This is a genomic window from Variovorax ureilyticus (assembly GCF_037889935.1).
Classification (GTDB): domain Bacteria; phylum Pseudomonadota; class Gammaproteobacteria; order Burkholderiales; family Burkholderiaceae_C; genus Variovorax; species Variovorax ureilyticus.
In genome coordinates, this window is sequence record NZ_JBBKZU010000004.1 from 261,551 (window position 1) to 286,874 (window position 25,324).

Consider the following 25,324-nt stretch of genomic DNA (forward strand, 5'->3'; position numbering starts at 1 on the left):
CTCCTCAACCCGCGACGAAGGTCGGCCAGACCTGGATCTGCAGCTTCAGCGCCCAGATGAAGGCGACGTAGCTGCCGGCAGCCAGGATGGTCGCGAGGATGAGCACGTCCTTCAGGTTGAAATGCTCGCCTGCGAGGCTCGAGATGATGGTGAGCGCGTAGATCGCGAGGATCATCCCCATGGCCGGCACGCCGATGCTTGGCAGGCCGCCCAGCAGCACGCCGAACGCGAGGTTGGCCGCCAGCACGAAGAACAGCGGCTTCCACGCCCACTTGCCGATCGGGTCGCCATCGACCGTCTCGACCACCAGCGACTGGAACAGCACCGCCGCCCCCAGGATCGCCAGGAGGATGCCCAGCATCAGGGGAAAGTAGCCCGGCCCCATGCGGGCGCCGTCGCCGATGTTGTAGGACGTGGCGCCGATGGCGAAGGCGCCGCCCGCGGCCATGAACATGACCCCTGAATAGAAGTCCGCTTGACTCTTGATACGCATGTCTCTTGTCTCTCGACCCTCGTTGTTATGAACGCGATCAGAGTCATCCTGCGTACCTGACCCCGGGCTGACTTGTCCGGTACGGACTTACACGTACCAGCCGGAACCCTTCAGCCCTTGCGACGCAGCGGCGCGAGCAAGCCCTTGAGACCGTTGTGGTCGATCTCCTGCATGAGCGCCAGCAGCCGGCCGATCTCCCCCTTGGGGAAGCCTTCGCGCGCGAACCAGTTCAGGTAGTTGCCGGGCAGGTCGGCGATCACGCGGCCCTTGTACTTGCCGAAGGGCATCTCCAGGGTGACGAGCTTCTCGAGGTCTTCGGGCTTCATGGCGAGGGGGCGGGTTGTCGTGTCTTCCGCCTTGCGCGGCTGGTGCGGGTGTCGAAGGCGGCGACGCCGATGATCACGATGGAGGTCAGCACGTTCATCGTCAGCAGATCGAGCTTCGATGCGATTGCGATCAGCGCCAACGCGGCGAGCAGCCCCGCGATGTGCGACAGAGGGAAGCGCCCGTACACGATGCGCTTGTAGAGCCCGTTGCCGAGCAGGTAGGCCACCGGCGCGCCGACCATCACGATCAGTTCGGCAAGGTCCATGGGGCCATGCGGATGCGCGATGACGAGCTCGTTGCCCACCGCGGTGACGATGATGCCGCCCACCAGCAGCACATGCACGTAGTGGAACCACGCGCCGATGCGCCCCGGGTCGTCGGAATGCTCGATCACATGGCTGCCGTCCGCGCTGCTGGTGTCGAAGTAGAGCCACCACATCGCGAGGCTGCCGACGAAGGCGCAGAGAAAGGCGGCCGTCGACAGCGTGCCCAGCGCCTCCGTCTTCGCGAAGGTGTCGCCGGTCAGCAGGATCGACTCGCCCAGCGCGATGATCACGAAGAGCTGGCAGCGCTCGGCGAGATGGCCGCCTTCGATGGTCCAATCCGAAGTCTGCGAGCGTCCCAGCCCCGGCAGGCGGAAGCCGAACATCGGCGAGAGGTACTCGCACGCGACCGCCACCGCCCACCATCCGATCCGCGCCGGCCCGGCCGCGAAGGCGCCCGCGATCCAGAACACCGCCGCGATGCAGTTCCAGCCGAGGATGCGCACGAAGTTGGCCGCCAGCACATGCCGGTCGCGCAGCATCAGGTAGACCATGATCGAGCGCCCGACCTGGATCGTGACGAAGGCCGCCGCGAACGTGGCGCCCCGTTCCGCGAAGGCGCCCGGGATCGCCGCCGACATCACGAGGCCCACCAGCATCACCCCGAACAGCAGCAGGCGCACCGGCGCCGAGCGCGGGTCGAACCAGTTGGTCACCCAGGCCGTGTACTGCCAGCCGAGCCACACCGCGAACCAGAGCAAACCCGTTTCGAGCGCACCGAGCGGCGTGAGATGGCCGAGCAGGTAGTGCGACAGCTGCGTGACCGCGAAGACGTACACCAGGTCGAAGAACAGTTCCTCGTAGGTGACCTTGGCTTCGCCACCGTTGCGGCGCCGCAGCGCGGGATGGGTGTCGGGGTTGGCGTGGCCGTGCATGGCCGGATTCTCTCCGGCCCCATTCATCTGCGCGCCAGGCTCTGTTCCAATCCACCATGTCTTTCGAAACCCTGGGGCTCGACCCCGCCCTGCTGCGCGCCGCCGCCGACAGGGGCTATGCCGCGCCCACCGCCATCCAGCGCGAAGCCATCCCACCGATCCTGCAGGGCCGCGACCTGCTGGGTGCGGCGCGCACCGGTTCCGGCAAGACCGCGGCATTCGCGCTGCCGTTGCTGCAGCGGCTTGTGCAGCAGCCGCAGGCGCCTCGGGTGCTGCGCGCATTGGTGTTGGTGCCCACGCGGGAACTCGCGGCGCAGGTCGGCGAGGCGATGCGCGGCCTGGCGCAGCACCTGCCCGTGCGGCCGAAGATCGCCGTCGCTTTCGGCGGCGTGTCGATCAATCCGCAGATGATGGCCCTGCGTGGCGGCGCCGACGTCATGGTCGCCACGCCGGGCCGCTTGCTCGATCTGGTCGATCGCCGCGCACTCCGGCTGTCGGCGGTATCGATGCTCGTGCTCGACGAGGCCGACCGGCTGTTCGACCTCGGCTTCGCCGACGAACTCGGGCGCATCCTGGCCCTGCTGCCGGCGCGGAGGCAGAACCTGCTGTTCTCGGCCACTTTTCCGCAGGCGATCCAGTCGCTGGCCGAAGCGCAGCTTCACGACCCGGTGCGCGTGGAGAGCACCGAGGAGAAGACCGCCGAGCCCGCGATCCTCCAGCGCGCGATCGAAGTCGACGCGGCCAAGCGCACGCAGCTCCTGCGGCAGCTCATCGAGAAGAGCGGCTGGGCGCGCGTGCTGGTCTTCGTCGCGACGAAGCACGCCGCCGAGACCGTGGCCGACAAGCTGCGCAGGGCGGGCGTCGAGGCCGAGGCCTTCCACGGCCTGCTGAGCCAGGGCAAGCGCACGCAGGTTCTCGCGGATTTCAAGGCGTCGCGGATCAAGGCGGTGATCGCGACCGATCTCGCGGCGCGAGGGATCGACGTCATCCAGTTGCCGGTGGTCGTGAACTACGACCTTCCCCGTTCGGCGGTCGACTATGTGCACCGCATCGGCCGCACCGGCCGCGCCGGCCAGAGCGGCCTGGCCGTGAGCTTCGTCAGCGCCGCCACCGAGGCGCATTTCAGCCTCATCGAGAAGCGACAGGGCCTCACCGTGCCGCGTGAACGCGTGGCGGGATTCGAGCCGGCGGAAGCCGCCCCGCCCCCCGGTGCAGGCACGGGCGGCATCAAGGGCAAGCGTCCGAGCAAGAAGGACAAGCTGCGCGCCGCTGCTGCGGCCGCGTCGCGCTGACCCTCATTCCCTCGGCGGCTTCTTCGCAATCCCCATCGTCTTCGCGAGGATGCCGAGCATCACCTCGTCCGCGCCGCCGCCGATCGAGGCCAGCCGTCCATCGCGGTACAGGCGCGAGACGCGGTTCTCCCAGGTGAAGCCCATGCCGCCCCAGAACTGCAGGCAGGTGTCCGCCACCTCGCGGGTGAGGCGGCCGGTCTTGAGCTTGGCCATCGACGCCAGCTCGGTCACGTCCTGGCCTTGCACATGGAGCTCGCAGGCCCGGTAGGTGAGGGCGCGCAGCGCCTCGATCTCGGTCTTGAGCTCGGCGAGCTTGAACTGCACCCACTGCTGGTCCGCCAGCGTGCCGCCGAAGAGCTTGCGCTGCTGCGCCCATTCGATGGTCTCGGCGATGCATTCCTCCATCGGCAGCAGCGAACTCGCGGCGCACCACAGCCGCTCTTCCTGGAACTGCTGCATCTGGTAGACAAAGCCCTGGCCTTCCTCGCCGATGCGATAGCGCTGCGGCACCCGCACCTCGTCGAAGTAGATGAGGCCCGTATCGCTGGAGTGCATGCCGATCTTGCGGATCTTCTTCGCCTTGGTGATGCCGGGGGTGTTCATGGGCACCATCACCAGCGACTTGTTGCGGTGCACCGGGCCGTCGCTCGTGTGGACCAGCATGCACATCCAGTCGGCCTGCAGGCTGTTGGTGATCCACATCTTCTGGCCGGTGATGACGTAGTCGCCGCCGTCCTTGCGCGCATGGCTCTTCAGCCCCGCGACGTCGCTGCCGGCGCCGGGTTCGCTCACGCCGATGCAGCCGACCGTCTCGCCCGCGATCGCGGGCGCGAGGAACTCGCGCCGCAGCGCATCGCTGCCGAAGCGGGCGAGCGCCGGCGTGCACATGTCGGTCTGCACGCCGATCGCCATCGGGATGCCGCCGCAGCTCACATGGCCCAGGGCCTCGGCCATCGCCATCGCGTAGGAGTAGTCGAGGCCCGAGCCGCCATAGGCCTCGGGCTTGTTCAGCCCCAGCAGGCCGAGCGCGGCCAGCTTGCGGAAGAGCGGGTGCGCCGGAAACTGCTCGGCCGCTTCCCATTCGTCGACATGCGGGTTGATCTCCTCGTCGATGAAGCGGCGCAGCGTCTTCTGGATTTCGAGGTGTTCGTGGGTGTACTGCATGCTGTCTCCGGTCGATCCGGAGACTGTAGGGCGCGCCCCGCGCGGCGCGCTTGCGGCAATTGGCTACAGCCTGTTACGCCGCCTGCTGCTGGCCATTGGCACCGGGTGCCTGCAGGCACCCCAGCCCTTCGAGCGTGGTGCGGACCGCTGCGTCGAACGGCGTGTGGGGCTCGGCGCCCAGGAGCGCCACCAGCCGTGCATTGCGCATGCGAACCGGCTTCTGCCACAGATACCGCATCTCGCGCAGCTCGCGCAACGTCGGCACGAAGGGCGAGGCCAGCGCGGCGAGCCACCACGGAAAGCGCTTCACCGGCAGGTCGGGCCGGCCGCTCGCGTGCCGGATGGCGGCCTGCATGCGGGTTCCGTCGGCGTCCCAGTGGCCGTCCATGTGGAAGGTGTCGAAGGTGGCAAGTGCGCTTTCGCGCTCGACGAGCTGCGCGATGGTCTCGGCCACGTCCGGCAGGTACGCCCATTGGTGGCCGACGCCCCGCCGGGCCGGATCGGCGATCGCCGACACCGGCTTGCCCGGTTTCACCAGCCCCTGCGAGAACCAGTTGTTGGCCGCCCGCGGCCCGAAGAAGTCGCCGGCGCGCACTACGAGCGTCCGCACGCCGCGCGCGGCGGCTTCGCGCAGGCGCTGCTCCATCTGCACGCGGATCGCCCCCTTGCGCGTGACGGGGTGTTGCGGCGCGCTTTCGTCGATGTCGGGAAAGGCGTCGGGCCCGTAGTTGTAGACGTTGCCCGGCAGCACGATCCGCGCGCCGGTCGCCTCGGCGGCGCGGAGGGTGCTTTCGAGCATCGGCAGCACGAGGGTCTCCCAGTTGCGATAGCCGGGCGGATTGACCGCATGCACGATCAGCGCAGCGCCGCGCGCGGCGGCGATCACGCTGTCGGGATCCATCGCATCGCCGGCGACCCACTCCGGGCGCGGCGTGCCTGCGGGCCATTGCGCCGCCGCCCGGGCCGGGTCGCGGGCCAGCGCCCGCACTTTCCAGCCCCGCCGCAGCAGGGCAGTCGCGGTCTCCCCGCCGATGCCGCCCGTTGCGCCGAGCACCAGTGCCGTACCTCTTTCCATGACTCGTTCCTTTCGTGTTGCGTGATGGAGCGATTCTTCGGCCCGGCATGGATAAACACAATTGTCTGAACTGTGCAGTCGGCTAGTATGAAATGTATGAACCTCGACCCTCTGGACTGGGAAAGCCAGCGTGCCTTTCTCGCCGTGCTGCGCGAAGGCAGCCTCTCCGCCGCCGCACGTGTGATGGGGGTGGCGCAGCCCACCGTGCGGCGCCGCCTCGATGCGCTGGAGCGCTCCATCGGCGTCGCGCTCTTCACGCGCTCGCCCTCCGGACTCACGCCGACCGATGCGGCGCGCGACCTCCGCGCGCATGCCGAGGCCATGGCCGCCGCGGCCGATGCGTTTGCGCGCGCGGCATCGGCCGACACCGGCGCGGCTTCCGGCACCGTGCGCATCACGGCCAGCGATGTCGTCGGCGCCGAAGTACTGCCCTCGATCCTGGCCGGCCTGCAGCGCAAGCACCCGGGCCTCGCATTCGAGCTGAGCCTGACCAACCGAAACGAGGACCTGCTGCGGCACGAGGCCGACATCGCGGTCCGCATGGCGCAGCCCACGCAGGCGGCACTCGTCGCGACACGCGTGGGCACGGTCGAGCTCGGCTTCTTCGCGCGGGCGGACTATTTGAAGCGGCACGGCACGCCGAAGCGCCTCGACGATCTCGCCCGCTTCGCGTTGATCGGGCCGGATCGCGAGACCGGCGTGCTGCGCTGGTTTCGCGATCTCGGCATCGACCTCAAGCGTTCGATGTTCAGCTGCCGCACCGACAACCAGATCGCGCAGCTCGGTGCGATCCGCGCCGGGCTCGGCATCGGCGTGTGCCAGAAGGCGCTGGCCGCGCGCGACCCGAGGCTGGTGCCGGTGCTGCCGCGCGCGTTCAGCCATGGGCTCGACACGTGGGTCAGCATGCACGAGGACCTGCGACGCATGGGGCGCGTGCGCGTGACTTTCGCGCACCTGGTCGCCGCGCTGTCCGCTTACTACGGCAAGGCGGCGCCCGGCGCGTGAAGCCGGCGAGAATTCAGCGCTGCGGCCGGATGCGCAAGAGCGCGTTGTTGCGGTCGGCGGTCATGTAGATGGTCCCGTCCTTGCCCACCGCCACGCCGGTGGGCACGTAGGGCGGCGGCATGCCGGGGCCGCCTTCGAGCCCGATCGGCAGCCCTTCGGCGACGATGCGCCGCGTGCCGGTGGCGAGGTCGATCTCCACCAGCCGGCGCGCCGCGCTTTCCGCGACGATGAAGCTGCCCCACGGCGTCTGCGCCACGCCTTCCGGCAGCGCCAGCCCCTCGGCCACCGCGCGAAGCGGCGCGCTGGCATCGAGCGGAATGCGCGTGAGCTTGCCCGCGGCTTCGGTGACGTAGAGCGCGCCGTCCTTGCCGAGCGTTATCTGCACCGGGCCGCCGAGTCCGCTCGCGATGACTTCCTTGTGCTCGAACTTCGGGCCGCTCGCGCGCGTGATGCTGCCGGTCGCGATCTCGGCGTAGATCACGCTGCCGTCGGGCATCGGCATGGCGTCGTAGGGCGCCTTCAGGCCGTGGATCACGGCGGTGGTCTTCAGGCTCTTGCGGTCGACCAGTTGCACCGTGCCGGTGAACCACGACGCCAGCGCGAAGTGCGTGGACGAAAGTCCGACCGAGAACGGGTATTCGAGATCCGGATCGCGCTGCATGCGGAAGATGTCGCGCACCGCGCCGGTGCTCGCGTCGACCTGCCGGAAGCCGAAGACGTCGGCGACGAACAGATCGTTGCCGTCGATCTTCAGGCCCGCCGGCACCGCGAGCTTGCCGCTGGTGAGCGTGCGCAGCGTGCCGGTGTCGGGGTCGAAGGCCTCGACGGAGTTGTCGGCCATGTTCGAGACATAGATCGTGCCGTCGGGAGCGATCGCGAGGTTGTCCAGCGAAGGTTTGAGCTGCCTGACCACCGTCTTGCGGCCGCTGGCGAGTTCGACGCGGACCAGCTCGCCGCTGCGTGCGTCGACCACCCACAGGTTCCCCTTGCCGTCGAGATTGGCGGCCGCGGGGATCTTGAAGCCATCGGCGATCACGGTCATCGCGCCGTTCGCCGGGTCGATCTTCACCACCTGCCCCTTGAACCACAGCGGTCCGTAGAGCATGCCGTCCGGCCCGACCTCGAAGCCGTTGAAACCGCCCATGTCCTTCTTGATGAGCCGCGGCGGCTTCTGGCCGGCGGGATCGATCTCCCACAGCGCGTCGCCGAGGAACACCTGCGACGCATAGAGCTTGCCGCTCTGGCGGTCGAAGTCCAGCGAGTTGAGGCCGGGCAGGTCCTTCGCGACCACGCGGATCGGCGCTGTGTCGCTGTCGCGCATACGCAGCATGCCCATGAGGTAGTTGGTCCAAGCGAGCTCGCCCCTGGGCCCGACCGCGATGTCGTCGGCCTGGCCTTCCATCGCCGGGATCATCACGCGCGTGGCGCCGGACTGCCGGTCGACCTCCCAGATGGCGTTGCCCACCACCGAGCCCGCGAGCAGCCGGCCCTGCTTGTCGATCGCCAGGCCGTGCACGCCGCTGAAGGACGAGGGCGCGACGATCGCTTCGGGTGCAGCCCACGCCGACGGCCGTGCGGGCGGTGTGGTCGGCGCCGTGGTGCACGCGCCGAGGAGAAGTACCGAGGCCGCAAGGGCACCGCCGATGATCCGCTTCATGCTGTCTCCTGGTTGTGGTTGTTGGCCGGTCGCAGTCTAGGAGCCGCTCCGGCCTTTGCAGTCACCCGCGGGACAAGGTGCCTCAGGCCCGGAAACGCTTGCGCGTGAGGCCGAGCGCGATCCAGTACGCGGCGACCGTGTAGACCACCAGCACGAGCGCATGCCGCAGCCAGTCGTCGGGCCATTGGTCCATGAAGAGCGGCCGCACCAGCATCACCGCATTCGTCAGCGGCAGCCACGCGGCCACCGCGCGCACCACGCCCGGCAGTTGCTCCAGCGGAAAGAACACGCCCGACAGGAACATCATCGGCGTCATGAACAGCGTGAAGTAGTAGGTGAAGAAGTCGTAGCCCTTCGCGAGCGCGTTGAAGATCAGCGCGATGCACGAGAAGGTGATGCCGCAGCCCACCAGCACGAGCCACGCGATGACGAGCTTCGGCGTGTGGCTGATGCCCAGCGCGAGCATCACGAAGAGGATCGCCGTCGTGGTGAAGATCGCCTTGAAGCCGGCCCAGAGCATCTCGGCCAGCACCACGTCGTCGAGGCCGACCGGCGCGTTCATGATGCCGTCCCAGGTCTTCTGCACATGCATGCGCGAGAAGGCCGAATAGAGCGCCTCGAACGAAGCCGCGTTCATCGCGCTCATGCAGATCGAGCCACTCGCGAGGAAGAGGATGTAGGGGATGCGCGTGCCCTCCACCTCGACCTGCCCGACCAGCGCGCCCATGCCGTAGCCGAAGGCCACCAGCCAGATCAGCGGCTCGGCGATGTTGCCGATCAGGCTCGGGATCGCGAGCTTGCGCCACACCAGCAGGTTGCGCAGGAACACCGGCCACCAGCGCATCGAGAGCTCGGGCGGGCGCCAGACGGAGCGCGTGGGCGGTGCGGCATCGATCACTGCGGACATGGCTCTTGGTCTCCTTGGTCGCGATCAGCCATCCTCACGAATCTGCCGACCGGTCAGTTTCAGGAACAGGTCTTCCAGGTTCGCCGGCCGATGAAAGGTGCGCAGGCCGCTCCGATCGCCGAGCGCCGCCATCAGGCCGCGCGCATCCTGCGTGTAGAAGAACACCGTCTCGCCGCTCACTTCCACGCGTGCGGCGTAGTCCTTCAGCGGCGAGTGCGCAAGTTCGAGCGCGCCGTCGCCGTAGAGCTCGACAACGTCCGGTTCCAGATGCTGGGCGATCAGGTCGCGCGGCCGGCCTTCGGCGATCTTGCGGCCGTGGTCGAGCACCAGCAGCCGCGAGCAAAGCCGCTCGGCCTCGTCCATGAAGTGCGTGGTCAGCAGGATCGACTTGCCCTGCTGCAGCAGCACCTGAAGGCGTTCCCACATCAGATGCCGCGCCTGTGGGTCGAGCCCGGTGGTGGGCTCGTCGAGCATCAGCAGCTTGGGATCGTTCACCAGCGCGCGCGCCAGCGACAGTCGCCGCCGCATGCCGCCGGAGAGCTCGCCCGGCTTCGCGTCGGCCTTGTGCGACAGCGCCGCAAACTCGAGCAACTGCGGGATGCGCGGCATGATCTGCGCGCGGCGCATGCCGAAGTAGCGCGCGTAGACCATGAGGTTCTCGGCGCAGGTGAAGTCGGGGTCGAGCGTGTCGAACTGGCTCACCACGCCGAGCTGCGCCTTGATCGCGCGCGCATCGCGCGGCATCGTGAGCCCGCCCAGCGCCTCGATCGTGCCGTGGTCCGGCGCGGTGAGGCCGAGGCACATGCGGATGGTCGTCGTCTTGCCGGCGCCGTTCGGGCCGATCACGCCGAGGCATTCGCCGGGCGCGATCTCGAACGAGAGGTCGTTGACCACCACGGCTTCGCCGTAGCGCTTGTGAAGGTTGTGGGCCTGGAAGAGGGGTGTCGGCACCGGCCCATTGTGGCGCATGACACTCAGAGGCGGATGCCTGCGAACTCCTGCTTCATCCAGTCGACGAAGACGCGCGTGCGGGCCGGAAGCAGCCTCGCGTGCGGATAGATCACGCTCACCGGGCGCGGCGGCGGCTCGAATTCCTCGAGGACGATCTCCAGGCGCTTCTGCGCCACCAGCGGCAGCACCTGGTAGGAGAAGAAGCTCCCGAAGCCCATGCCCGCGGCGCACGATTCGATCGCCGGCGCGATGTGGTTGAACTCGAGGTTGCCTTGCACCGCCACCGACAAGGTGCGTCCGCGGTCGCGGAACCGCCAGGGGCCGATGGTGGTGGGGTGGATGCGCACGCAGTTCGCGTGCATCAGCTCGTCCGGATGGCGCGGCCTGCCATGCCTGTGCAGGTAGTCCGGGCTTGCCACCACCACGCGGCGGACGCTGCCGAGCTGCTGCGCCACGAGGGAGGAATCCTCCAGCGCGCTGATCCGGATGCCGACATCGACACCTTCCTCCAGCAGGTTCACGGGCCGGTCGTGCAGGAGCACGCTGCAGCGCATCTTGTCGTAGCGCTGCAGGAATCGAACGATCGCCGGCGATACGTACATGTGGCCGAAGAGCACCGGCGCGGTGACGGTGAGCTGCCCTGTGGGCTCGGTCGCGCCCTGGGTGAGCGCGCGATCGGCCGCATCCGCCGCGGCCAGAACCTCGCGCGCGCTCTGCAGATAGGTGCGGCCCTCGGCCGTGAGCGAGATGCGCCGGGTGGTCCGGTGGAACAGGCGCACGCCCAGGTGCGCTTCGAGCGCGGCGAGCGAACGCACCACCGCCGGAAGCGAACTGTCGAGCGCATCGGCGGCCCGGGTCAGGCTGCCCTGGTCGGCGATCTGCACGAAGGTCTGCATGGCTTTGAGTCGGTCCATGGCCGCGATTAGACCGGAAAGTGGAGCAGTCAAGTGCGGTCCGCGCCATTGTTCCCCGAAGGGAAGCAAACAAGAATGCCTTCATCACAGCCCGACAGGAGAACCCCATGAGTGCCAAGCGTCCCGCCCAGCCGATCAAGGTTTACAGCGCATCCCTTTCCGGCCACGCGCATCGTGTGCGCCTCTTCCTTTCGCTGCTCGGCCTGCCGTTCGAGGTCGTCGAGGTCGACATGCGCGCCGGCGCGCATCGCGGGCCCGAGTTCCTGCGACGCAACGCCTTCGGCCAGGTGCCGGTCATCGAGGATGGCGAGGTGACCGTGGCCGACTCGAACGCGATCATGGTGTACCTGAACGAGCGCTATGCGGACGATCCGGGCCGGTGGTATCCGCGCGATCCGTTCGGCGCCGCGCAGGTGCAGCGCTGGCTGTCGGTCGCGGCCGGGCAACTCGCGGGCGGGCCTGCAATGGCGCGCATCACCGTGCTGTTCGGCCTGCAAAAGGACCCGGCCGAGATCGTTGCGCGATCGCACGATCTGCTGCGCGTGATGAACGACGAACTCGCGACGCGCCCCTACCTCGCGGGTGCGACGCCGACCCTGGCCGATATTGCGAATTACAGCTACGTGGCCCACGCGCCGGAAGGCAACGTGTCGCTCGCGGAGTATCCGCACGTGCGCGCCTGGCTCGCACGCATCGAAGCGCTGCCGGGCTTCCTGCCGATGGCCGCATCGCGCATCGGGTTGGCGGCATGAACGCCGGCCCCTGGCACGAAGGCGAACGCGCGATGCAGGCGCGCGTGGGCGTGGCCGAGAAGCTCGCGGAGTTCGGCCCGCGCATCATGCGCGGCTTCATGCCGGACCAGCACCGCACGTTCTTCGCGCAACTGCCCTTCATGATCGTAGGTAGTCTCGACGAGGCGCGCCAGCCCTGGGCGAGCGTGCTCGCCGCGCCGCCCGGCTTCGCGCATTCGCCGGACGCGCATCACCTGCGCATCGATGCGCTGGCGAGTGCGGGCGATCCGCTGTCGAGTGCGCTCGTCGCGGGTGTGCCGGTAGGGCTGCTCGGTATCGAGCCGCACACGCGGCGGCGCAATCGCATGAACGGCGTCGTGTCGGAGATCGACGCGCGGGGCTTCATGGTCGACGTAGGGCAGAGCTTCGGCAACTGCCCGAGGTACATCCAGGCGCGCGAGCCGGTGTTCGTGAACGAGAGCCGTCCTGTGCTCGAAGCCCGTCGCATGGACCATCTGGATGTGGCCGCCCGGCGCATCGTCGAAAAGGCGGACACGTTCTTCATCGCGACCGCGCATCCCTCGGTGGGGGATGGCGACGCCTCGCACGGGATCGACGTGTCGCATCGCGGCGGCCGGCCGGGCTTCGTGCGGGTGTCGCGCGACGGCATGCTCGCCGCGCCGGATTTCAACGGAAACACCTTCTTCAACACGCTCGGCAACATCGTGGTGAACCCGCGCGCCGGCCTGCTGTTCATCGACTTCGAAACGGGCGATCTCTTGCAGGTCGCGGTGAGCGGCGAAGTGGTATGGGACGGCCCCGAACTTGCCGCATTCGAAGGGGCGGAGAGGTTGCTGCGCATGCAGGTCGTCTCGGTGCTGCACCGTCCCGCGGCACTTCCCCTGCGCTGGGGTCGCGCGGAGATGTCGCCCTTCCTCGCGGATACGGGCGACTGGGCCGACGTCGCGCGGCTCAGTGAAAGCGCGGAATCCGCGCGTTGACGGACGGCTGATAGTCCCAGCCGCGCTCCAGCAGCGCATCGGTGCGGAGATCGCCGGCGAGCAGCGCCTGGAGCCCAGCCGCCGCGATGGTGAACGCGAGCACCTGGCCGGGGCACGCGTGCGGGCCATGGCCGAAGCCGAGCGTCTGGCGATGGGCCCGCATCAGCTCGAAGGTCGCGGGCGCGGGGTTGAGCGCAGGGTCGCGGTTCGCGGCGGCGAGCACGAGCAGGATCGCGTCGCCCGGTGCGAGCACGGTTCCACAGGCGGTGGTGGGCTGCGCGACGAAGCGGCGCGTGTTCTGCACCGAGGGATCGTGCCGTGCGACTTCCTCGACCAACGCGGGCAGAAGCTCCCAGCGGGAGGCGAGCCTGCGCCGAAGATCGGGCTCGCGCGCCAACGCCGCGAGGCTGTTCCCCAGGAGGCCTGCGCTTGCTTCGCAAGTCTGCGACAGCAGCCCGACCAGATTCGCCCGCAACGTGCGCGACCGAGCATCCGGCGCCTCGGCCTGCACCGCGGCGAGCAGACTGCCGTGCGGTGCGGGCCGGGCATGCGCGAGACGCTCGAAGCGGTCCATCAATGCGGCGGCCGCGCTGCTCGCTGCGTCGAGTTGCGTGGGCGTCGACAGCGGCGACAGGCAGGCCACGAAGTCACGCATCCAGTCCGACAGGTGCGGCAGTTCCCCATCGGCGAAACCCAGCAGGTGGGCCGCCGCGCGCACCGGATAGGCCAGGCAGAAGCCGGACAGCGGCGCGTGCGGGGTGTGGTGCGCCGCGACGCGCAGCGCGGCCCCGTGGGCCGATCCGAGGTCCAGCCGGGCCAGCGCGCGCTGCAGCACGGGCTTGTGCGTCGCATGCGTGTCGCCCTCGTTCATCCGCACCAGCCGCCCGAACACTTCGCCCGCGGGCGTTCCGGCGATCGCGTGGGGCACGGGCTCGGCGAGGGGGCGCACCCGCAGCGCATCGTTCGTCAGCAGGTCGCGCACCACGTCGGCGCGGCTGGCGATCCAGAGCCGGAGACCTTCGTCGCGGACCAGCGCCGGCCCGCTTCGCAGCGCGGCATACCAGGGGTAGGGATTCGGATGCGTGACGGCCGCGATGGCGTCGCCGGGTGGGGCAGTGTGTGTCATGGCGCAAGTGTGGTTCTTCCCGCGCGAACACACTTCGCTTACCATCGAAATGTGGATGCAAATGCCGACACCCATCTCTCTCGTCTGGCTGGAGCCATTGCCGAGCCCGCACGCGCCCGCATGCTGTGCTGCCTGATGGACGGCCACGCACGCACCGGGACCGAACTCGCCGCCGTCGCCGACGTCGCGGCATCGACCGCCAGCGCGCATCTGTCGCGCCTGAAGGAACAACGCCTCGTCGAGTCGGTCGCGCAGGGCAAGCACCGTTACTTCCGCCTCGCGAGCACGCAGGTGGCGGCCGCACTCGAAAGCCTGCTCGTCGTCGCCGGTACTCCGCGCGGCGAATTCCGTCCGACGACACCGACGCGCCTGCGCAGCGCGCGCACCTGCTACGACCACATGGCCGGCGCCGCCGGCGTCGCGCTGCACGACCGCCTGCACGAGCAAGGCTGGCTGCAAGGCGCGTCGGACGATGGCGACTACGCCCTGACCCCCGAAGGCGCCGTGGCCCTGGAGACCTTGGGCATCGACGTCGACGCCTTGCGCACATCCCGTCGCCGCTTCGCCTGCGCCTGCCTCGACTGGAGCGAAAGGCGCCCGCACCTCGGCGGCGCGCTAGGCGCCGCATGGCTGCAACTCGCACTGCGCCGCGACTGGGTTCGTCAGGCTCTCGACGACCGCGCCCTCTCAGTCACCTCCAAGGCCCAACGAGAAATCCCCGAACTCTTCAAGCCCTGAGCGCGAATGCCAGAGACCCCGTGGAACCGGCTTCGCCGGGCCACCGGGGTCGCCCCCGGAGAGGGGGTGCAGAGCCACACGAAGTGGGCGAGGCTGGGGGAGATCTATTGGAAGGCCACTTCCGCAAAACTCCGCAGCTTGCGGCTATGCAACCGGCTCGACCCCTCCTTGCGCAGCACCTCGATCGCCGCCATGCCGATGCGCAGATGCTGCTCGACGCGCTCGCGGTAGAACTGGTTGGCCATGCCCGGCAGCTTGATCTCGCCATGCAGCGGCTTGTCGCTCACGCACAGCAGCGTGCCGTAGGGCACGCGGAAGCGGAACCCGTTGGCCGCGATGGTGGCGCTTTCCATGTCGAGCGCCACCGCGCGGCTCTGGCTGAAGCGGCGCTGCGGCTGGTTGCCGGGCAGCAGTTCCCAGTTGCGGTTGTCCGTGCTGGCGACCGTGCCGGTGCGCATGATCTTCTTGAGCTCGGTGCCCTGCATGCCGGTGACATCGGCCACCGCCTTTTCGAGCGCGAGCTGGATTTCGGACAGCGCGGGAATCGGCACCCACAACGGAAGCTCTTCGTCGAGCACATGGTCCTCGCGCACGTAAGCGTGCGCCAGCACGTAGTCGCCGAGCTGCTGCCCCTGCCGCAGTCCGGCACAGTGGCCGAGCATCATCCAGGCGTGCGGGCGCAGCACCGCGACGTGGTCGGTGATGGTCTTCGCGTTGGCCGGCCCCACGCCGATGTTGACCATCGTGATGCCGGTGCAGTCCTCGCGCACGAGGTGGTAGCCCGGCATCTGCGGCAGGCGCGAAGGCGGCGTGCCTTGCGTGCCGTCGAGCAGGCTGCCGTACAGCTCGCTCGCGCCGGCAGCGAGCCCCCGGCGCCGCGTGATCACGTTGCCCGGCTCGATGAAGGCGATGTATTCGCTGTTCTCGTCCGCCATCGCCTCGTGGCCGAGACGCACGAATTCGTCGATGTAGAACTGGTAGTTGGTGAAGAGCACGAAGTTCTGGAACCAGTCCGGCGCCGTGCCGCTGTAGTGCCGCAGGCGATGCAGCGAGTAGTCGACCCGCGCGGCGGTGAAGAGCGACAGCGGCTGCGCCTCGCCGGGCTTGGCTTCGAAGGTGCCGTTGGCGATGCCGTCATCCATCGCGCCGAGATCCGGCAGGTCGAACACGTCGCGCATGAGGGCCCGGCGCTCGGCGCTCATGGTGCCTTCGATGTGGTCGTTCTCGGCAAAGGAGAAGTGGATCGGGATCGGCTGCGTGCTGGTGCCGACCTCGAGTTCGACCTGATGGTTCTCGAGCAGCAGCCTGAACTGCTCGCGGTAGTAGCGCTGGAAGAGGTCCGGCCGGGTCAGCGTGGTCTCGAAGCGGCCCGGCCCCGACACGAAGCCGTAGCTCAGCCCCGCGTTGGCCGCGGGGGTCTGCCGCGACGCCGTGTGCGTGTGCACGCGCACGAAGGGGTAGCAGGCCCGCACCCGCCCGGGCAGGCTCTCGCCGGCAACGAAGCGCTGCATCGCGTCGCGCAGATGCTGCAGCCCGCCGGCGTAGATCTGGCGAACCTGTTCGAGGGCAGCGTCCGGGTCGGTGAAGCGAGCAGGCGCGATGAAGGCGGGCATGTAGGGCATCGCAGCATTGTGCAGCGAGCCGATGTCAGTCAGCCGGGCATCGGTTCGCGCATCGTTACGAATTCTTCGGCGACTGTCGGGTGGATGCCGATGGTGCTGTCGAACATCGCCTTGGTGGCGCCCGCGCGAATCGCGACCGCGAAGCCCTGCACCACCTCGCCGGCATCGGGGCCGACCATGTGCAGGCCGACCACGCGGTCGCTCGCGGTATCGACGATCAGCTTCATGAAGGTGCGCTCCTTGCTTCCCGAAATCGTGTGCCGCAGCGCGCGGAATTCGCTGGAAAAGATCGTGACCTCGCCGAACTTCATCCGCGCGCCGGCCTCCGTGTAGCCGCAGGTGCCGACGTTGGGGTGCGTGAACACGGCGGTCGGGGTGAACTCGTAGTCGAGCCGTCGCTTGCCCCGGCCGAAGAGGGTGTCCACCACCACCATGCCCTCGGCCAGCGCCACCGGCGTGAGCTGCTGCCGGGTGGACACATCGCCCACCGCGAAGACCGAGGGCACCGAGGTGCGGTAGTGCGCATCGACGACCACGCTGCCGCGCTGGTCGAGCGTCACGCCCGCCGCTTCGAGGCCCAGGCCCTGCGTGTTTGGCACGCGGCCGGTCGCGAACAGGATGGCGTCGGCTTCCACCCGCTGGCCGCGCGAGAGCAGGGCGCACAGGCCGCCATCGAGGCGGTTGACCATCGTCACTTCGCTGTTGTAGTGGATGTCGATGCCGCTGCGCAGCATCTCGCGCCCGAGGAAATCGCGCACGTCCTCGTCGAAGCCGTTGAGCAGGTGCGCGCCGCGCTGCACCTGCGTGACCTTGGCGCCGAGGCCGTTGAAGATCGAGGCGAACTCGCACGCGATGTAGCCGCCGCCGACGACCACGAGCCGTTTCGGGAAGGGGTCGAGGTCGAACATCGCGTCGGACACCAGCACGTGTTCGCGTCCCGGCAGATCGGGGACGAAGGGCATGCCGCCGGTCGCGACCAGCACGTGCTTCGCGGTGCATCGCCGCTCGCCCGCCTGCACCGTGTGTGCGTCCGCGAGCTGCGCCCAGGCCTGGATCAACGTCACGCCTGCGCCTTCGAGCAGGCTGCGATAGACGCCGTTGAGCCGCTGGATCTCCTGCGCGCGATTGGCCTTCAGGCGGGCCCAGTCGAAGCGCGTTTCGCCCACGCGCCAGCCGTAGCCTGCCGCTTCCTCGAAGGATTCGGCATAGCCGGCTGCGTAGCTGTAGAGCTTCTTGGGAATGCAGCCCACGTTGACGCAGGTGCCGCCGAGCTCGGCGCATTCGGCGAGCGCCACGCGGGCGCCGCGCTGCGCGGCCATGCGCGCCGCGCGCACGCCGCCGCTGCCGCCGCCGATCACGAAAAGGTCGAAGTCGAAGGTGCGCATCGGGAACTCCTTGGTGGCGGGACTTTAGCCCGCCCCGGCACGCCCCGATGCGCGGATCTTCAGGGCCGGTCCGGCTGACCCTGATCCTGGCCCGGACGGCCCGGGCCGCGCGGCCGCGCTTCCTGCGCCTGGCGCATCGCCTGTTGCTGCTGCGCCTGCTGCTGCTGCTGGGCGCGCATGGCGGCCTGCTGTTGCTGCTGCATCTGCTGGGCTTGGGCCTGGGCCGCGCGCTGCTGCATCTCCATCTGCTGGCGCTGCATCTGCATCTGCTGCGCTTGCTGCGCCTGCATGGCTTGAGCGGCTGCGCGCTGCTGGGCCTCTGCCTGCGCACGCTGTGCTTGCTGGACCTGCTGCGCCTGCGCGGCGGCCCGTTGCTGCGCTTCCTGCTGCTGGCGTTGCGCCTGCATGGCTTGCGCGGCGGCGCGCTCCTGTGCCTCCGCCTGCGCTCGTTGCGCCTGCTGAACCTGTTGCGCTTGCTGTGCCTGTTGAGCTTGCATGGCCTGTGCGGCCGCGCGTTGCTGCGCCTCCTGCTGCTGGCGTTGCCCCTGCAAGGCCTGCGCCGCGGCGCGTTGCTGGGCTTCCGCCTGCGCGCGCTGTGCCTGCTGGATCTGCTGCGCCTGTTGCGCTTGCTGGTGCTGTTGTGCCTGCACCGCCTGCGCGGCGGCGCGCTGCTGCGCTTCGAGCATCTGCCGCTGGGCCTGCTGCATCTGCTGCGTTTGGGCCTGCATGGCTTGCGCCGTGGCGCGCTGCTGCATCTCCGTCTGCTGTCGCTGATGCTGCTGTGCCTGCTGGATCTGCAAGGCCTGTTGGAACTGCTGCTGCTGCGCTGCCTGGATCGCCGCCGGCGGAGGTGCTGCCGGCCGGCCGAAGCCGAATCGGCCACCTGGCGACCGGTCGCTGCCACCGTGCGGTGGAATCGGCGCGCCCATGCCGACGGGGACGCCCGCCAGCCGGTCATGCGGGATTTGAACGAAGTCGCGTCGCCCCACCGGGGCGCGCCCGAATGCATCCACCGGCACGATCGTCGTCGCGCCCGGCAACTGCCGGTTGGCGAAGGCGACGTGCGTCGATGGCATGCGCGGGCCGAGCGCTGCGTGGTTGGCGGCGTCGATATAGCGTTGGCTCGCCCGATATCCCGGCCGCCAGGCTTCGCCCGGTGCGAGCGGGAACCAGCCCACACCCTGCCGGCCGCCGCTGATCGCGAGTTGGCCACCGGCGATGCCGCCGCCGACGAATCCCACCAGCGCAGGCGCATACACCGGCCGGGTATGCGGACGGCCCGGGACCCAGCCCCAGCGCGGCCCGATGCGCGCCCAGCGGCCGTAGTGCATGGGCGCGAAACCCCACGGCGCCGCGTCGATCCAGGTCCAGCCCCAGGGGGCGATGTCGACCCACTGCCCGTACTGGTACGGCGCCCAGCCCGCATCCACGTCCCGTGGATACCAGACCTGGCCATAGGTCGGGTCGCTCTGCCAGTCGCCGTAGGCGTCGAGCTGCTGGTAGCCGAGCATGTCGCGCGACACATAGCGCGCCGATGTGGATTGATCGTCGAGGCGATCCCGCTCCGCGACCCAGCGATCGAAGTCGCTCGCACCGCGCGGCGGCGCGCCAGTGTCCTGGGCGAGATTGCGGCCGGACACCGTCAGCTGCTGGTGCGCGTCCAGCCGCATCGATTCGCCGTTCTCTCCGAACAGCGTGACGCCACCGGCCGCGACGGCCACGCGGGTCGTTCCGGCGACCGGGTCGGAGTCGAGGCGCAAGTCGCCGGGCCGTTCGATGATGGTCGCGAGGTTGGCGGTGTCGATCTCGATGCGCTGGCCGGCCAGTTCGTCGCGCACGCGCATCTGCACGTCGCCCTGGGTGGCGGTGACGCGAAGGGTCTGGTCGTCGAGTTCGGACAGGGTGATGGCGGTCTGCTCATCGAGCCGGACCGCGGTCGATCCGACATAGATCTCGGCGCGCGAGTTGCGATCGGTCCACACGCGGTCGCCGGCAATGAGGGGGCGGTTCGGGTCCGCCTGGTACCAGTTGTCGTCGCCTGCCGGCGACACGCTCACGGTGCCTTGCTGGAAGTTGATTCGACCCACACGGCCCGGCGGGTCCTGCTGCGCTGCGGCGTTCAGGCCGACGAAGAGCATGAGAAGCCCCAGCAGCCAGCCGGCTGCGCTGCGTTTGGGGAGGAGACTGCGAGGATTCATGGTGGCGCTCCCTTGGGATCTGGGTGCTCAACGCGCCAGGGCCGCCCGGCGCTGTCGTCTGCACTGCAAACCAAGATGAATATCTCGCGTAGGACGAAACCGTATGTAAGCCCAGTGCGCGCCCGCGCGTGGGCTGAGCCGCAGCGTTTCAGACCGTATTGGCGCTGCGCGGGTGGTCCAGGAAGAAGCGCAGCATCTCGGCGCTCGCGTCGGGTCCCGCCGGATCGGTGAACGAGCCTTCCGGACTTCCGCCGGCCCATGCATGGCCGCCGTCGTGCAGCAGCCAGTGCTCGACGGCCGCACGGCCGCGCGCGTCGGGATAGGTGCGGCGCGTCACGTCGCGGCCGTTGAAGGACTGCGTGCGCGAAGCGCCGGCGCTCGATTCGCCGCCATGCCCCGCCAGCGCGGCGGCGACCACGTGCTCGCCGTTGCGTGGATGGACGACTTGATCGGCATCGCCATGGAACACGATCGTCGGCATCCGGGGGCGCGGGCCCGCGCCGACGCGTCCGGCCTTCATCGCCCCCAGGGCCGATGCGATATCGCTCGCAGCCCCCGCCGGCACGCCGGAATGGATGCCGACCGCGGCGAAGATATCCGGGTACGCGCGCCCGAGGATGTCGGCCATCGCGCCACCCGCCGAAAGACCCGCCACGTAGACGCGCGCCGGATCGACGTCGTGCTGCGACATCACGAATCGGGTGAGCGCCGCGAGCAGTGCCGGCTCGCCGCGATCGCGCTGCTGGTGCTGGGGCTTGAACCAGTTCCAGCAGCGATGCGCGTTGGCGTGCCGCGTCTGCGCCGGGTAGAGCACCAGAAAGCCGTGCGCATGCGCAAGCCGGTTCATCTGCGTGCCGGCCGCGAAGTCGTCCGGGTTCTGGTTGCAGCCGTGCAGCATGAGCACGAGCGGTCGACGCCGGCCCGTATTCCGCTGCGGCACGAAGAGCTTGAAGGCGAGCGAGCGATGCTGGTGCGCGAAGAGGCCGTCGGCCCATTCGTCGCCTGCGGCTTCGTGCGCGACGTCCGGCGCCCGCGACAGGCCCAAGCCGCGAAGCGCCCGTTCGGCAAGGTGGCGCGCACCGTGCACCAGTCGGTCGAGAAACGAATTCACCGCCCCATGCTAGCGGGATTGCATTGCACGAACTGGACGCGCGAATCCTGCGTTCTTGTAGGCGAACATTTGCGACCGCAGGGGTCTTCGTGAACCGGTGAAAATCCAGGCCGAGCGACTGCAGTCGCGTCAGTACCCCTCGAGGATTCAAAGGAACGCATCAAGATGACCAAGCCGGAATCGAACACGCCAATGGCCCATGCACCCGCCGCCGAGCGATTCGGCGTCAAGCCCGCCACAGGCTATGCCGGCGACGTGACGCCCGAGCAGGCCGCGCAGTGGATCGACAGCGGCGAGGGCGTGCTCGTCGATGTGCGTACCGACGCGGAGCGCGAGTGGGTCGGCTATGTGCCCGGCGCCGTCGGCCTGGCATGGAAGCAGTGGCCCGGCATGGCGCTCAACAGTGGCTTCGACGAAGGCGTGCGCGTGTCGGTGCCGGCAGGCAAGAAGGCGTTGATGCTGTGCCGCAGCGGCGTCCGCTCGATCGCCGCCGCCAGGCGCGCGACCGAACTCGGCATCGAGGCCTACAACATTCTCGAAGGCTTCGAAGGCGATCCCGACGAGCAAGGCCAGCGCGGCCGCAAAGGAGGCTGGCGCCTTCGCGGCCTCCCCTGGAAGCAGAACTAGAGCTTCGGGATGCGTAGCTTCTGGCCCGGGTAGATCTTGTCCGGGTGCGTCAGCATGGGCTTGTTGGCCTCGAAGATCGCGTTGTACTTGTTGGCGTCGCCGTAGTACTTCTTCGAGATGGCCGAGAGCGTGTCGCCCTTCACCACGTCGTGGTATTGCGCCGGCTCTGCGGCCGGTGCGGCGAGCTTGTTGTCGACCTGCGTGACGTTCGCCACGTTGCCCGCGGCGAGCGAGGCCTTCTCGCTCGCTTCCTGCGAAGGTGCATCGCCCGACAGCGTCACGACGCCGTTCGCAGCCGCATAGGTCACCGCGAGATTCGTGAGCCCGAGATTCTGGGACTCGATGTAGGTCTTGATCGCCGCGGCCGCGGCCTGCTCAGCATCCGGCGTCGGGGTGGCCGCCTGCGCCGACGAACCGCCGAACAGCTTTTCTCCTGCTTCCTTGATGAAACTCAGCAAACCCATGGTGCGCTCCTTCGGCTGCAGTGGTGAAAACGGGCACTTTAACGGTGGTGCAAGGCAGTGCGACGTAGGCCGGCGCCGGATGTGCAAGCGGCCGTAAACCCGACGCGCAGGCAATAATGCCGCGCATGGCATTCCTTGCGATCGACATCGGCAACACCCGTCTCAAGTGGTCACTCTATGACGCGGCGCGACCCGGCGCCGGTCTGCTGGCCCACGGCGCGGAGTTCCTGGACCACATCGAGCGCCTGGCCGAAGGGCCGTGGGCCGAAATCGAAGCACCCGCGTCGATGCTCGGCTGCGTGGTTGCCGGTGACGCGGTGCGACGACGCGCCGAAGAGCAGGTGGTCGAGCGCTTCGACTGTTCGCCGCGCTGGGTGGTGTCGAGCGCGGCGGAAGCCGGCATCGTCAACGGCTACGACCATCCGACGCGCCTGGGCGCCGATCGCTGGGTCGCGATGATCGGCGCGCGGCATCGCATGCTGTCGCAAGGCCCGGTGCGGCCGATGGTGGTGGTGATGATCGGCACCGCGGTGACGGTCGAAGCGGTCGATGCGAACGGAAAGTTCCTCGGCGGCCTGATCCTTCCGGGCCACGGGATCATGCTGCGCGCGCTCGAATCGGGCACCGCCGGGCTGCATGTGCCTACGGGCGAGGTGCGCGAGTTCCCGACCAATACGAGCGATGCGCTCACCAGCGGCGGCACCTATGCGATCGCGGGCGCGGTCGACCGCATGGTGCAGCACGTCCGCGCGCACTGCCACGCGGAGCCGGCCTGCTACATGACCGGCGGCGCGGGGTGGAAGATGGCCCCGAGCATGAACGGCGAGTTCGAACTGGTCGACAGCCTCATCATGGATGGGCTGCTCGTGATCGCGGAAGAACGGATGCTCCCCGGCTGACAAGGCCCACCCCCAGCCTTCCGGCCCGGCGGAGCCGTTCCGGGGGAGCTCCCGCATCTCGCGTTTCAGGCGTTTGCGGTCAATCCGTCTATCGCCTGGAACATCGACTGCCGGGCCTGGCTGACGATCTGGCCGCGCCAGGCGTCGGTGTCGGTGTAGAAGGCCGAGAGCATCGCGCCGCGGATCGGGTTCGCGAGTTCTTCCGGCGCCTCCGGATGGTTGTGCAGCCAGTGGTCGCCGCGCAATGCGGCCATCACTTCCAGCAGCGGCTGCGTGCCGAATTCGAGCGCCATGCCGGTGTATTCGGCCTTCGGGCACTCTTCGTAGATCGCGCTCCAGTTGAGCCCCGTGAGGAAGGCGGAAGCGGACGAGCCGTCGTAGATCGAGGTCACCGGCGTGCCCGGCGAACCCCACCACGCATCGGCGCGCGCGAAGGCCTGCTTGTCGTCCCGACACGCGAAGATGCGTTCGCCGATGCCGTTGGGCCCGAGGCCGGTGTGGATGTCGATCCATGCGAGGCGGCGTGCGCGCTGGCCGTGCGTGCGCAGCACGTCGCGGAAGGTCTTGTTGCTCCAGGTCGGCGCGATGCCGCCGAAGAACATGCCGTCCTCGAACTGGTATTGCCCGCGCGTGACCGCCGCCTGGTACGCCTGGGCGCCGTTCTGCGCGATCCAGGCCGCGATCGCCGCGTTGTTCTCGTCGGTCGGCGGCCAGGTGTCGGGCAGCAGCAGCGGATGCAGGCTCGCATAGGCTTCGTTCACCGGCAACGGCTGCTCGAAGTCGAAGAAGTTGCGGTTGAGGTCGACGTTCTCGTTGGTCACCCGCCGTCCATGCGAGAAGCCATGCGGGTTGAGCGCGTGGATGTAGAGCACCGCCACCCCCTGGGAGCGTGCCTTCTCGCGCCATTCGTCGTCGTGCAGCGCGAAGACCTGCACGCCGCTGCCGCAATGGCCCTCGACGCCGTGGCAGCCGCTGGTCACGAGCAGCATGTGCTCGGCATTCGGATTACCGTCGAGCGCCACGTCCATCGCGAGTTCTTCTCCGTCGCGGCCCTTCAGCGGATGCACATGCGATCGCACCGCGAGCCCCGCACTCGCGCAGGCCTGCAGGAACTTCTGCCGCGCGAGGAAGTAGCGCGAAGAGAAGGCTTCGCCGATGCCGATCATGCTGCCTTTCCTTCCGATGCCCTGGGCGTATTGAGGAACTGCTCCGCCAGTTGCACCCACATGGTGGCGCCGAGCGGGATGAGGTTGTCGTTGAAGTCGTAGCTCGCGTTGTGCAGCGTGCAGGGGCCGGCGCCGTGGTGCATGTCGCGGTGCATGCCGTCGCCGTTCCCGATGAAGGCGTAGGCGCCGGGCTTGGCCTGCAGCATGAAGGAGAAGTCCTCGGCGGTCATCGCGGGTTCCTGGACCAGCACGTTCTCGGCGCCGACGATACCGGACATCACGCGCCGCGCGAAGTCGGCTTCGGCCGGCGTGTTGATCGTCGGCGGATAGGTGCGGACGAACTCGAAATCCACCTGCGCGCCGTGGGCCGCGCAAATGTTCTCGGCGATCTGCTTCATGCGCGATTCGATGAGGTCGAGCACCTCGATCGTGAAGGTGCGCACCGTGCCGCGCAGCTCGGCGTCGTTCGGCGTCACGGTCGGCGCTTCGCCGGCATGGAACATCGTCACCGAGATCACGCCCGCGTCCACCGGCTTCATGTTTCGCGTGAGGATGGTCTGGAAGGCCTGCACCATCTCGCAGGCGATCGGCACCGGGTCGATGCTGGTGTGCGGCAGCGCTGCATGGCCGCCCTTGCCGCGCACGACGATGTGGAACTGGTTGCTCGATGCCATCACCGGCCCGGGGCTCACCGCGAACTGGCCGGCCTTCATGCCGGGCCAGTTGTGCATTCCGAAGACGGCCTCCATGGGGAACTGCTCGAAGAGCCCCTCCTTGATCATCTCGCGCGCGCCGCCGCCGCCTTCCTCGGCCGGCTGGAAGATCAGGTAGACGGTGCCGTCGAAGTTGCGGTGCTTCGCGAGATGCTGCGCAGCGGCGAGCAGCATCGTGGTGTGGCCGTCGTGGCCGCAGGCGTGCATCTTGCCGTGGTGCTTGCTCGCGTGCGCGAAGGTGTTGAGCTCGGTGACCGGCAGCGCATCCATGTCCGCGCGCAGGCCGACCGCGCGCTCGCTCGTGCCGTTCTTCACGATGCCCACCACCCCGGTGGTGCCCAGACCCCGGTGGATGGGGATGCCCCATTCGGTCAGCTTGGCCGCGACGACGTCGGCGGTGCGGACCTCCTGAAAGCAGAGTTCGGGGTGGGCGTGCAGATCGCGCCGCACCGCGGCCATGCCAGGCGCCTGCGCGACGAGGGAGTCGAGAAGTTTCATGGTTGGGAGTCTAGGCTTTGCCGTCGACGCCCGCAAAGATCGTGCCCTGCCAGACATTCCGG

24 protein-coding genes are annotated in these 25,324 nt (G+C 68.8%); 7 read left to right on the top strand and 17 right to left on the bottom strand.

Going from position 1 to position 25,324, the window contains the following annotated elements; translation table 11 throughout:
• Window positions 1–4: 4 nt before the first annotated feature.
• The 3 genes from WKW77_RS11445 to WKW77_RS11455 all read right to left on the bottom strand — a co-directional run bounded on the left by WKW77_RS11445 (window position 5) and on the right by WKW77_RS11455 (window position 2,018).
• The gene (locus tag WKW77_RS11445) at window positions 5–493 is read right to left on the bottom strand and encodes a tripartite tricarboxylate transporter TctB family protein (RefSeq protein ID WP_340356956.1); all 489 of its coding nucleotides are present in this window, start codon (window positions 491–493) and stop codon (window positions 5–7) included.
• Window positions 494–603: 110 nt separating this feature from the next.
• Window positions 604–819, bottom strand: a complete 216-nt coding sequence (locus WKW77_RS11450; RefSeq protein ID WP_088954635.1) for a DUF3820 family protein — start codon at window positions 817–819, stop codon at window positions 604–606.
• Window positions 816–2,018 carry a low temperature requirement protein A gene (locus WKW77_RS11455; protein ID WP_340356957.1) on the bottom strand — a complete coding sequence of 401 codons (1,203 nt, stop codon included), beginning with the start codon at window positions 2,016–2,018 and terminating at the stop codon, window positions 816–818. Before WKW77_RS11455 ends, WKW77_RS11450 begins: the two co-directional genes overlap by 4 nt.
• Window positions 2,019–2,074: 56 nt before the next feature.
• On the opposite strand from WKW77_RS11455, the gene WKW77_RS11460 reads away from it, so the two are divergent.
• Window positions 2,075–3,310: a DEAD/DEAH box helicase gene (locus WKW77_RS11460; protein ID WP_340356958.1), complete on the top strand. Its 1,236-nt coding sequence runs from the start codon at window positions 2,075–2,077 to the stop codon at window positions 3,308–3,310.
• 3 nt (window positions 3,311–3,313) lie between these two features.
• Here the strand turns inward: WKW77_RS11460 and WKW77_RS11465 are convergent, their stop codons facing one another.
• Together WKW77_RS11465 and WKW77_RS11470 are read right to left on the bottom strand one after the other, a co-directional pair.
• A complete protein-coding gene (locus tag WKW77_RS11465; protein WP_340356959.1) occupies window positions 3,314–4,474 on the bottom strand; it encodes an acyl-CoA dehydrogenase family protein in 1,161 nt (386 codons plus the stop codon).
• 73 nt (window positions 4,475–4,547) lie between these two features.
• Window positions 4,548–5,549 carry an NAD(P)H-binding protein gene (locus tag WKW77_RS11470; protein ID WP_340356960.1) on the bottom strand — a complete coding sequence of 334 codons (1,002 nt, stop codon included), beginning with the start codon at window positions 5,547–5,549 and terminating at the stop codon, window positions 4,548–4,550.
• Between the two features lie 96 nt (window positions 5,550–5,645).
• Here WKW77_RS11470 and WKW77_RS11475 point away from each other — a divergent pair, with 96 nt between their 5' ends.
• Complete coding sequence (locus WKW77_RS11475; RefSeq protein ID WP_340356961.1) at window positions 5,646–6,554, top strand: LysR family transcriptional regulator; 909 nt, start codon at window positions 5,646–5,648, stop codon at window positions 6,552–6,554.
• Between the two features lie 13 nt (window positions 6,555–6,567).
• Here the strand turns inward: WKW77_RS11475 and WKW77_RS11480 are convergent, their stop codons facing one another.
• The 4 genes from WKW77_RS11480 to WKW77_RS11495 all read right to left on the bottom strand — a co-directional run bounded on the left by WKW77_RS11480 (window position 6,568) and on the right by WKW77_RS11495 (window position 10,983).
• Window positions 6,568–8,211, bottom strand: a complete 1,644-nt coding sequence (locus WKW77_RS11480) for a hypothetical protein (RefSeq protein ID WP_340356962.1) — start codon at window positions 8,209–8,211, stop codon at window positions 6,568–6,570.
• A gap of 82 nt (window positions 8,212–8,293) precedes the next feature.
• Window positions 8,294–9,118, bottom strand: coding sequence for an ABC transporter permease (locus WKW77_RS11485; protein WP_340356963.1), 825 nt, complete (start codon window positions 9,116–9,118; stop codon window positions 8,294–8,296).
• Between the two features lie 24 nt (window positions 9,119–9,142).
• Window positions 9,143–10,087: an ATP-binding cassette domain-containing protein gene (locus tag WKW77_RS11490; protein WP_340356964.1), complete on the bottom strand. Its 945-nt coding sequence runs from the start codon at window positions 10,085–10,087 to the stop codon at window positions 9,143–9,145.
• A gap of 5 nt (window positions 10,088–10,092) precedes the next feature.
• Window positions 10,093–10,983 (bottom strand): LysR family transcriptional regulator, encoded by an 891-nt coding sequence (locus WKW77_RS11495; protein ID WP_340356965.1) that lies wholly within the window; start codon window positions 10,981–10,983, stop codon window positions 10,093–10,095.
• 107 nt (window positions 10,984–11,090) lie between these two features.
• Here WKW77_RS11495 and WKW77_RS11500 point away from each other — a divergent pair, with 107 nt between their 5' ends.
• Complete coding sequence (locus WKW77_RS11500) at window positions 11,091–11,735, top strand: glutathione S-transferase family protein (RefSeq protein WP_340356966.1); 645 nt, start codon at window positions 11,091–11,093, stop codon at window positions 11,733–11,735.
• Window positions 11,732–12,715: a pyridoxamine 5'-phosphate oxidase family protein gene (locus tag WKW77_RS11505; RefSeq protein WP_340356967.1), complete on the top strand. Its 984-nt coding sequence runs from the start codon at window positions 11,732–11,734 to the stop codon at window positions 12,713–12,715. Before WKW77_RS11500 ends, WKW77_RS11505 begins: the two co-directional genes overlap by 4 nt.
• On the opposite strand, the gene WKW77_RS11510 is transcribed toward WKW77_RS11505, so the two are convergent.
• Window positions 12,687–13,841, bottom strand: coding sequence for a cytochrome P450 (locus WKW77_RS11510; RefSeq protein ID WP_340356968.1), 1,155 nt, complete (start codon window positions 13,839–13,841; stop codon window positions 12,687–12,689). The two genes, WKW77_RS11505 and WKW77_RS11510, sit on opposite strands and share 29 nt — an antisense overlap.
• A 51-nt stretch (window positions 13,842–13,892) precedes the next feature.
• Here WKW77_RS11510 and WKW77_RS11515 point away from each other — a divergent pair, with 51 nt between their 5' ends.
• Window positions 13,893–14,579 carry an ArsR/SmtB family transcription factor gene (locus WKW77_RS11515; RefSeq protein ID WP_340356969.1) on the top strand — a complete coding sequence of 229 codons (687 nt, stop codon included), beginning with the start codon at window positions 13,893–13,895 and terminating at the stop codon, window positions 14,577–14,579.
• Window positions 14,580–14,683: 104 nt separating this feature from the next.
• On the opposite strand, the gene WKW77_RS11520 is transcribed toward WKW77_RS11515, so the two are convergent.
• The 4 genes from WKW77_RS11520 to WKW77_RS11535 form a co-directional block, all read right to left on the bottom strand.
• Window positions 14,684–16,201: an AMP nucleosidase gene (locus WKW77_RS11520; RefSeq protein ID WP_340356970.1), complete on the bottom strand. Its 1,518-nt coding sequence runs from the start codon at window positions 16,199–16,201 to the stop codon at window positions 14,684–14,686.
• A 29-nt stretch (window positions 16,202–16,230) separates the two neighbouring features.
• On the bottom strand, window positions 16,231–17,586 hold the full coding sequence (gene gorA, locus WKW77_RS11525) for a glutathione-disulfide reductase (protein WP_340356971.1): 1,356 nt from the start codon (window positions 17,584–17,586) through the stop codon (window positions 16,231–16,233).
• Between the two features lie 59 nt (window positions 17,587–17,645).
• Entirely contained in the window at window positions 17,646–19,784 is a 2,139-nt protein-coding gene (locus WKW77_RS11530; protein WP_340356972.1) for a DUF6600 domain-containing protein, read from the bottom strand.
• 148 nt (window positions 19,785–19,932) lie between these two features.
• Window positions 19,933–20,895 (bottom strand): extracellular catalytic domain type 1 short-chain-length polyhydroxyalkanoate depolymerase, encoded by a 963-nt coding sequence (locus WKW77_RS11535; protein WP_340356973.1) that lies wholly within the window; start codon window positions 20,893–20,895, stop codon window positions 19,933–19,935.
• Window positions 20,896–21,087: 192 nt separating this feature from the next.
• Between WKW77_RS11535 and WKW77_RS11540 the strand changes: the two genes are divergently transcribed.
• The gene (locus WKW77_RS11540; protein WP_340357158.1) at window positions 21,088–21,522 is read left to right on the top strand and encodes a rhodanese-like domain-containing protein; all 435 of its coding nucleotides are present in this window, start codon (window positions 21,088–21,090) and stop codon (window positions 21,520–21,522) included.
• On the opposite strand, the gene lysM is transcribed toward WKW77_RS11540, so the two are convergent.
• Complete coding sequence (lysM, locus tag WKW77_RS11545) at window positions 21,519–21,986, bottom strand: peptidoglycan-binding protein LysM (protein WP_340356974.1); 468 nt, start codon at window positions 21,984–21,986, stop codon at window positions 21,519–21,521. The genes WKW77_RS11540 and lysM overlap by 4 nt on opposite strands.
• A gap of 125 nt (window positions 21,987–22,111) precedes the next feature.
• Between lysM and WKW77_RS11550 the strand changes: the two genes are divergently transcribed.
• Window positions 22,112–22,885 carry a type III pantothenate kinase gene (locus WKW77_RS11550; RefSeq protein WP_340356975.1) on the top strand — a complete coding sequence of 258 codons (774 nt, stop codon included), beginning with the start codon at window positions 22,112–22,114 and terminating at the stop codon, window positions 22,883–22,885.
• A gap of 65 nt (window positions 22,886–22,950) precedes the next feature.
• Here the strand turns inward: WKW77_RS11550 and WKW77_RS11555 are convergent, their stop codons facing one another.
• Both WKW77_RS11555 and WKW77_RS11560 read right to left on the bottom strand, forming a co-directional pair.
• A complete protein-coding gene (locus tag WKW77_RS11555; RefSeq protein WP_340356976.1) occupies window positions 22,951–24,051 on the bottom strand; it encodes a M14 family metallopeptidase in 1,101 nt (366 codons plus the stop codon).
• Window positions 24,048–25,262, bottom strand: a complete 1,215-nt coding sequence (locus tag WKW77_RS11560) for a M20 aminoacylase family protein (protein ID WP_340356977.1) — start codon at window positions 25,260–25,262, stop codon at window positions 24,048–24,050. Before WKW77_RS11560 ends, WKW77_RS11555 begins: the two co-directional genes overlap by 4 nt.
• Between the last annotated feature and the right edge of the window lie 62 nt (window positions 25,263–25,324).

Bases quoted from the DNA above. Each gene is read 5' to 3' on its own strand.
- WKW77_RS11460 (WP_340356958.1), top strand. From the start codon at position 2,075: ATGTCTTTCGAAACCCTGGGGCTCGACCCCGCCCTGCTGCGCGCCGCC.
- gorA (WP_340356971.1), bottom strand. From the start codon at position 17,586: ATGCGCACCTTCGACTTCGACCTTTTCGTGATCGGCGGCGGCAGCGGC.
- WKW77_RS11530 (WP_340356972.1), bottom strand. From the start codon at position 19,784: ATGAATCCTCGCAGTCTCCTCCCCAAACGCAGCGCAGCCGGCTGGCTG.
- WKW77_RS11490 (WP_340356964.1), bottom strand. From the start codon at position 10,087: ATGCGCCACAATGGGCCGGTGCCGACACCCCTCTTCCAGGCCCACAAC.
- WKW77_RS11505 (WP_340356967.1), top strand. From the start codon at position 11,732: ATGAACGCCGGCCCCTGGCACGAAGGCGAACGCGCGATGCAGGCGCGC.
- WKW77_RS11450 (WP_088954635.1), bottom strand. From the start codon at position 819: ATGAAGCCCGAAGACCTCGAGAAGCTCGTCACCCTGGAGATGCCCTTC.
- WKW77_RS11550 (WP_340356975.1), top strand. From the start codon at position 22,112: ATGGCATTCCTTGCGATCGACATCGGCAACACCCGTCTCAAGTGGTCA.
- lysM (WP_340356974.1), bottom strand. From the start codon at position 21,986: ATGGGTTTGCTGAGTTTCATCAAGGAAGCAGGAGAAAAGCTGTTCGGC.
- WKW77_RS11560 (WP_340356977.1), bottom strand. From the start codon at position 25,262: ATGAAACTTCTCGACTCCCTCGTCGCGCAGGCGCCTGGCATGGCCGCG.
- WKW77_RS11500 (WP_340356966.1), top strand. From the start codon at position 11,091: ATGAGTGCCAAGCGTCCCGCCCAGCCGATCAAGGTTTACAGCGCATCC.
- WKW77_RS11555 (WP_340356976.1), bottom strand. From the start codon at position 24,051: ATGATCGGCATCGGCGAAGCCTTCTCTTCGCGCTACTTCCTCGCGCGG.
- WKW77_RS11495 (WP_340356965.1), bottom strand. From the start codon at position 10,983: ATGGACCGACTCAAAGCCATGCAGACCTTCGTGCAGATCGCCGACCAG.
- WKW77_RS11480 (WP_340356962.1), bottom strand. From the start codon at position 8,211: ATGAAGCGGATCATCGGCGGTGCCCTTGCGGCCTCGGTACTTCTCCTC.
- WKW77_RS11470 (WP_340356960.1), bottom strand. From the start codon at position 5,549: ATGGAAAGAGGTACGGCACTGGTGCTCGGCGCAACGGGCGGCATCGGC.
- WKW77_RS11445 (WP_340356956.1), bottom strand. From the start codon at position 493: ATGCGTATCAAGAGTCAAGCGGACTTCTATTCAGGGGTCATGTTCATG.
- WKW77_RS11485 (WP_340356963.1), bottom strand. From the start codon at position 9,118: ATGTCCGCAGTGATCGATGCCGCACCGCCCACGCGCTCCGTCTGGCGC.
- WKW77_RS11540 (WP_340357158.1), top strand. From the start codon at position 21,088: ATGGCCCATGCACCCGCCGCCGAGCGATTCGGCGTCAAGCCCGCCACA.
- WKW77_RS11465 (WP_340356959.1), bottom strand. From the start codon at position 4,474: ATGCAGTACACCCACGAACACCTCGAAATCCAGAAGACGCTGCGCCGC.
- WKW77_RS11475 (WP_340356961.1), top strand. From the start codon at position 5,646: ATGAACCTCGACCCTCTGGACTGGGAAAGCCAGCGTGCCTTTCTCGCC.
- WKW77_RS11520 (WP_340356970.1), bottom strand. From the start codon at position 16,201: ATGCCCTACATGCCCGCCTTCATCGCGCCTGCTCGCTTCACCGACCCG.
- WKW77_RS11510 (WP_340356968.1), bottom strand. From the start codon at position 13,841: ATGACACACACTGCCCCACCCGGCGACGCCATCGCGGCCGTCACGCAT.
- WKW77_RS11455 (WP_340356957.1), bottom strand. From the start codon at position 2,018: ATGCACGGCCACGCCAACCCCGACACCCATCCCGCGCTGCGGCGCCGC.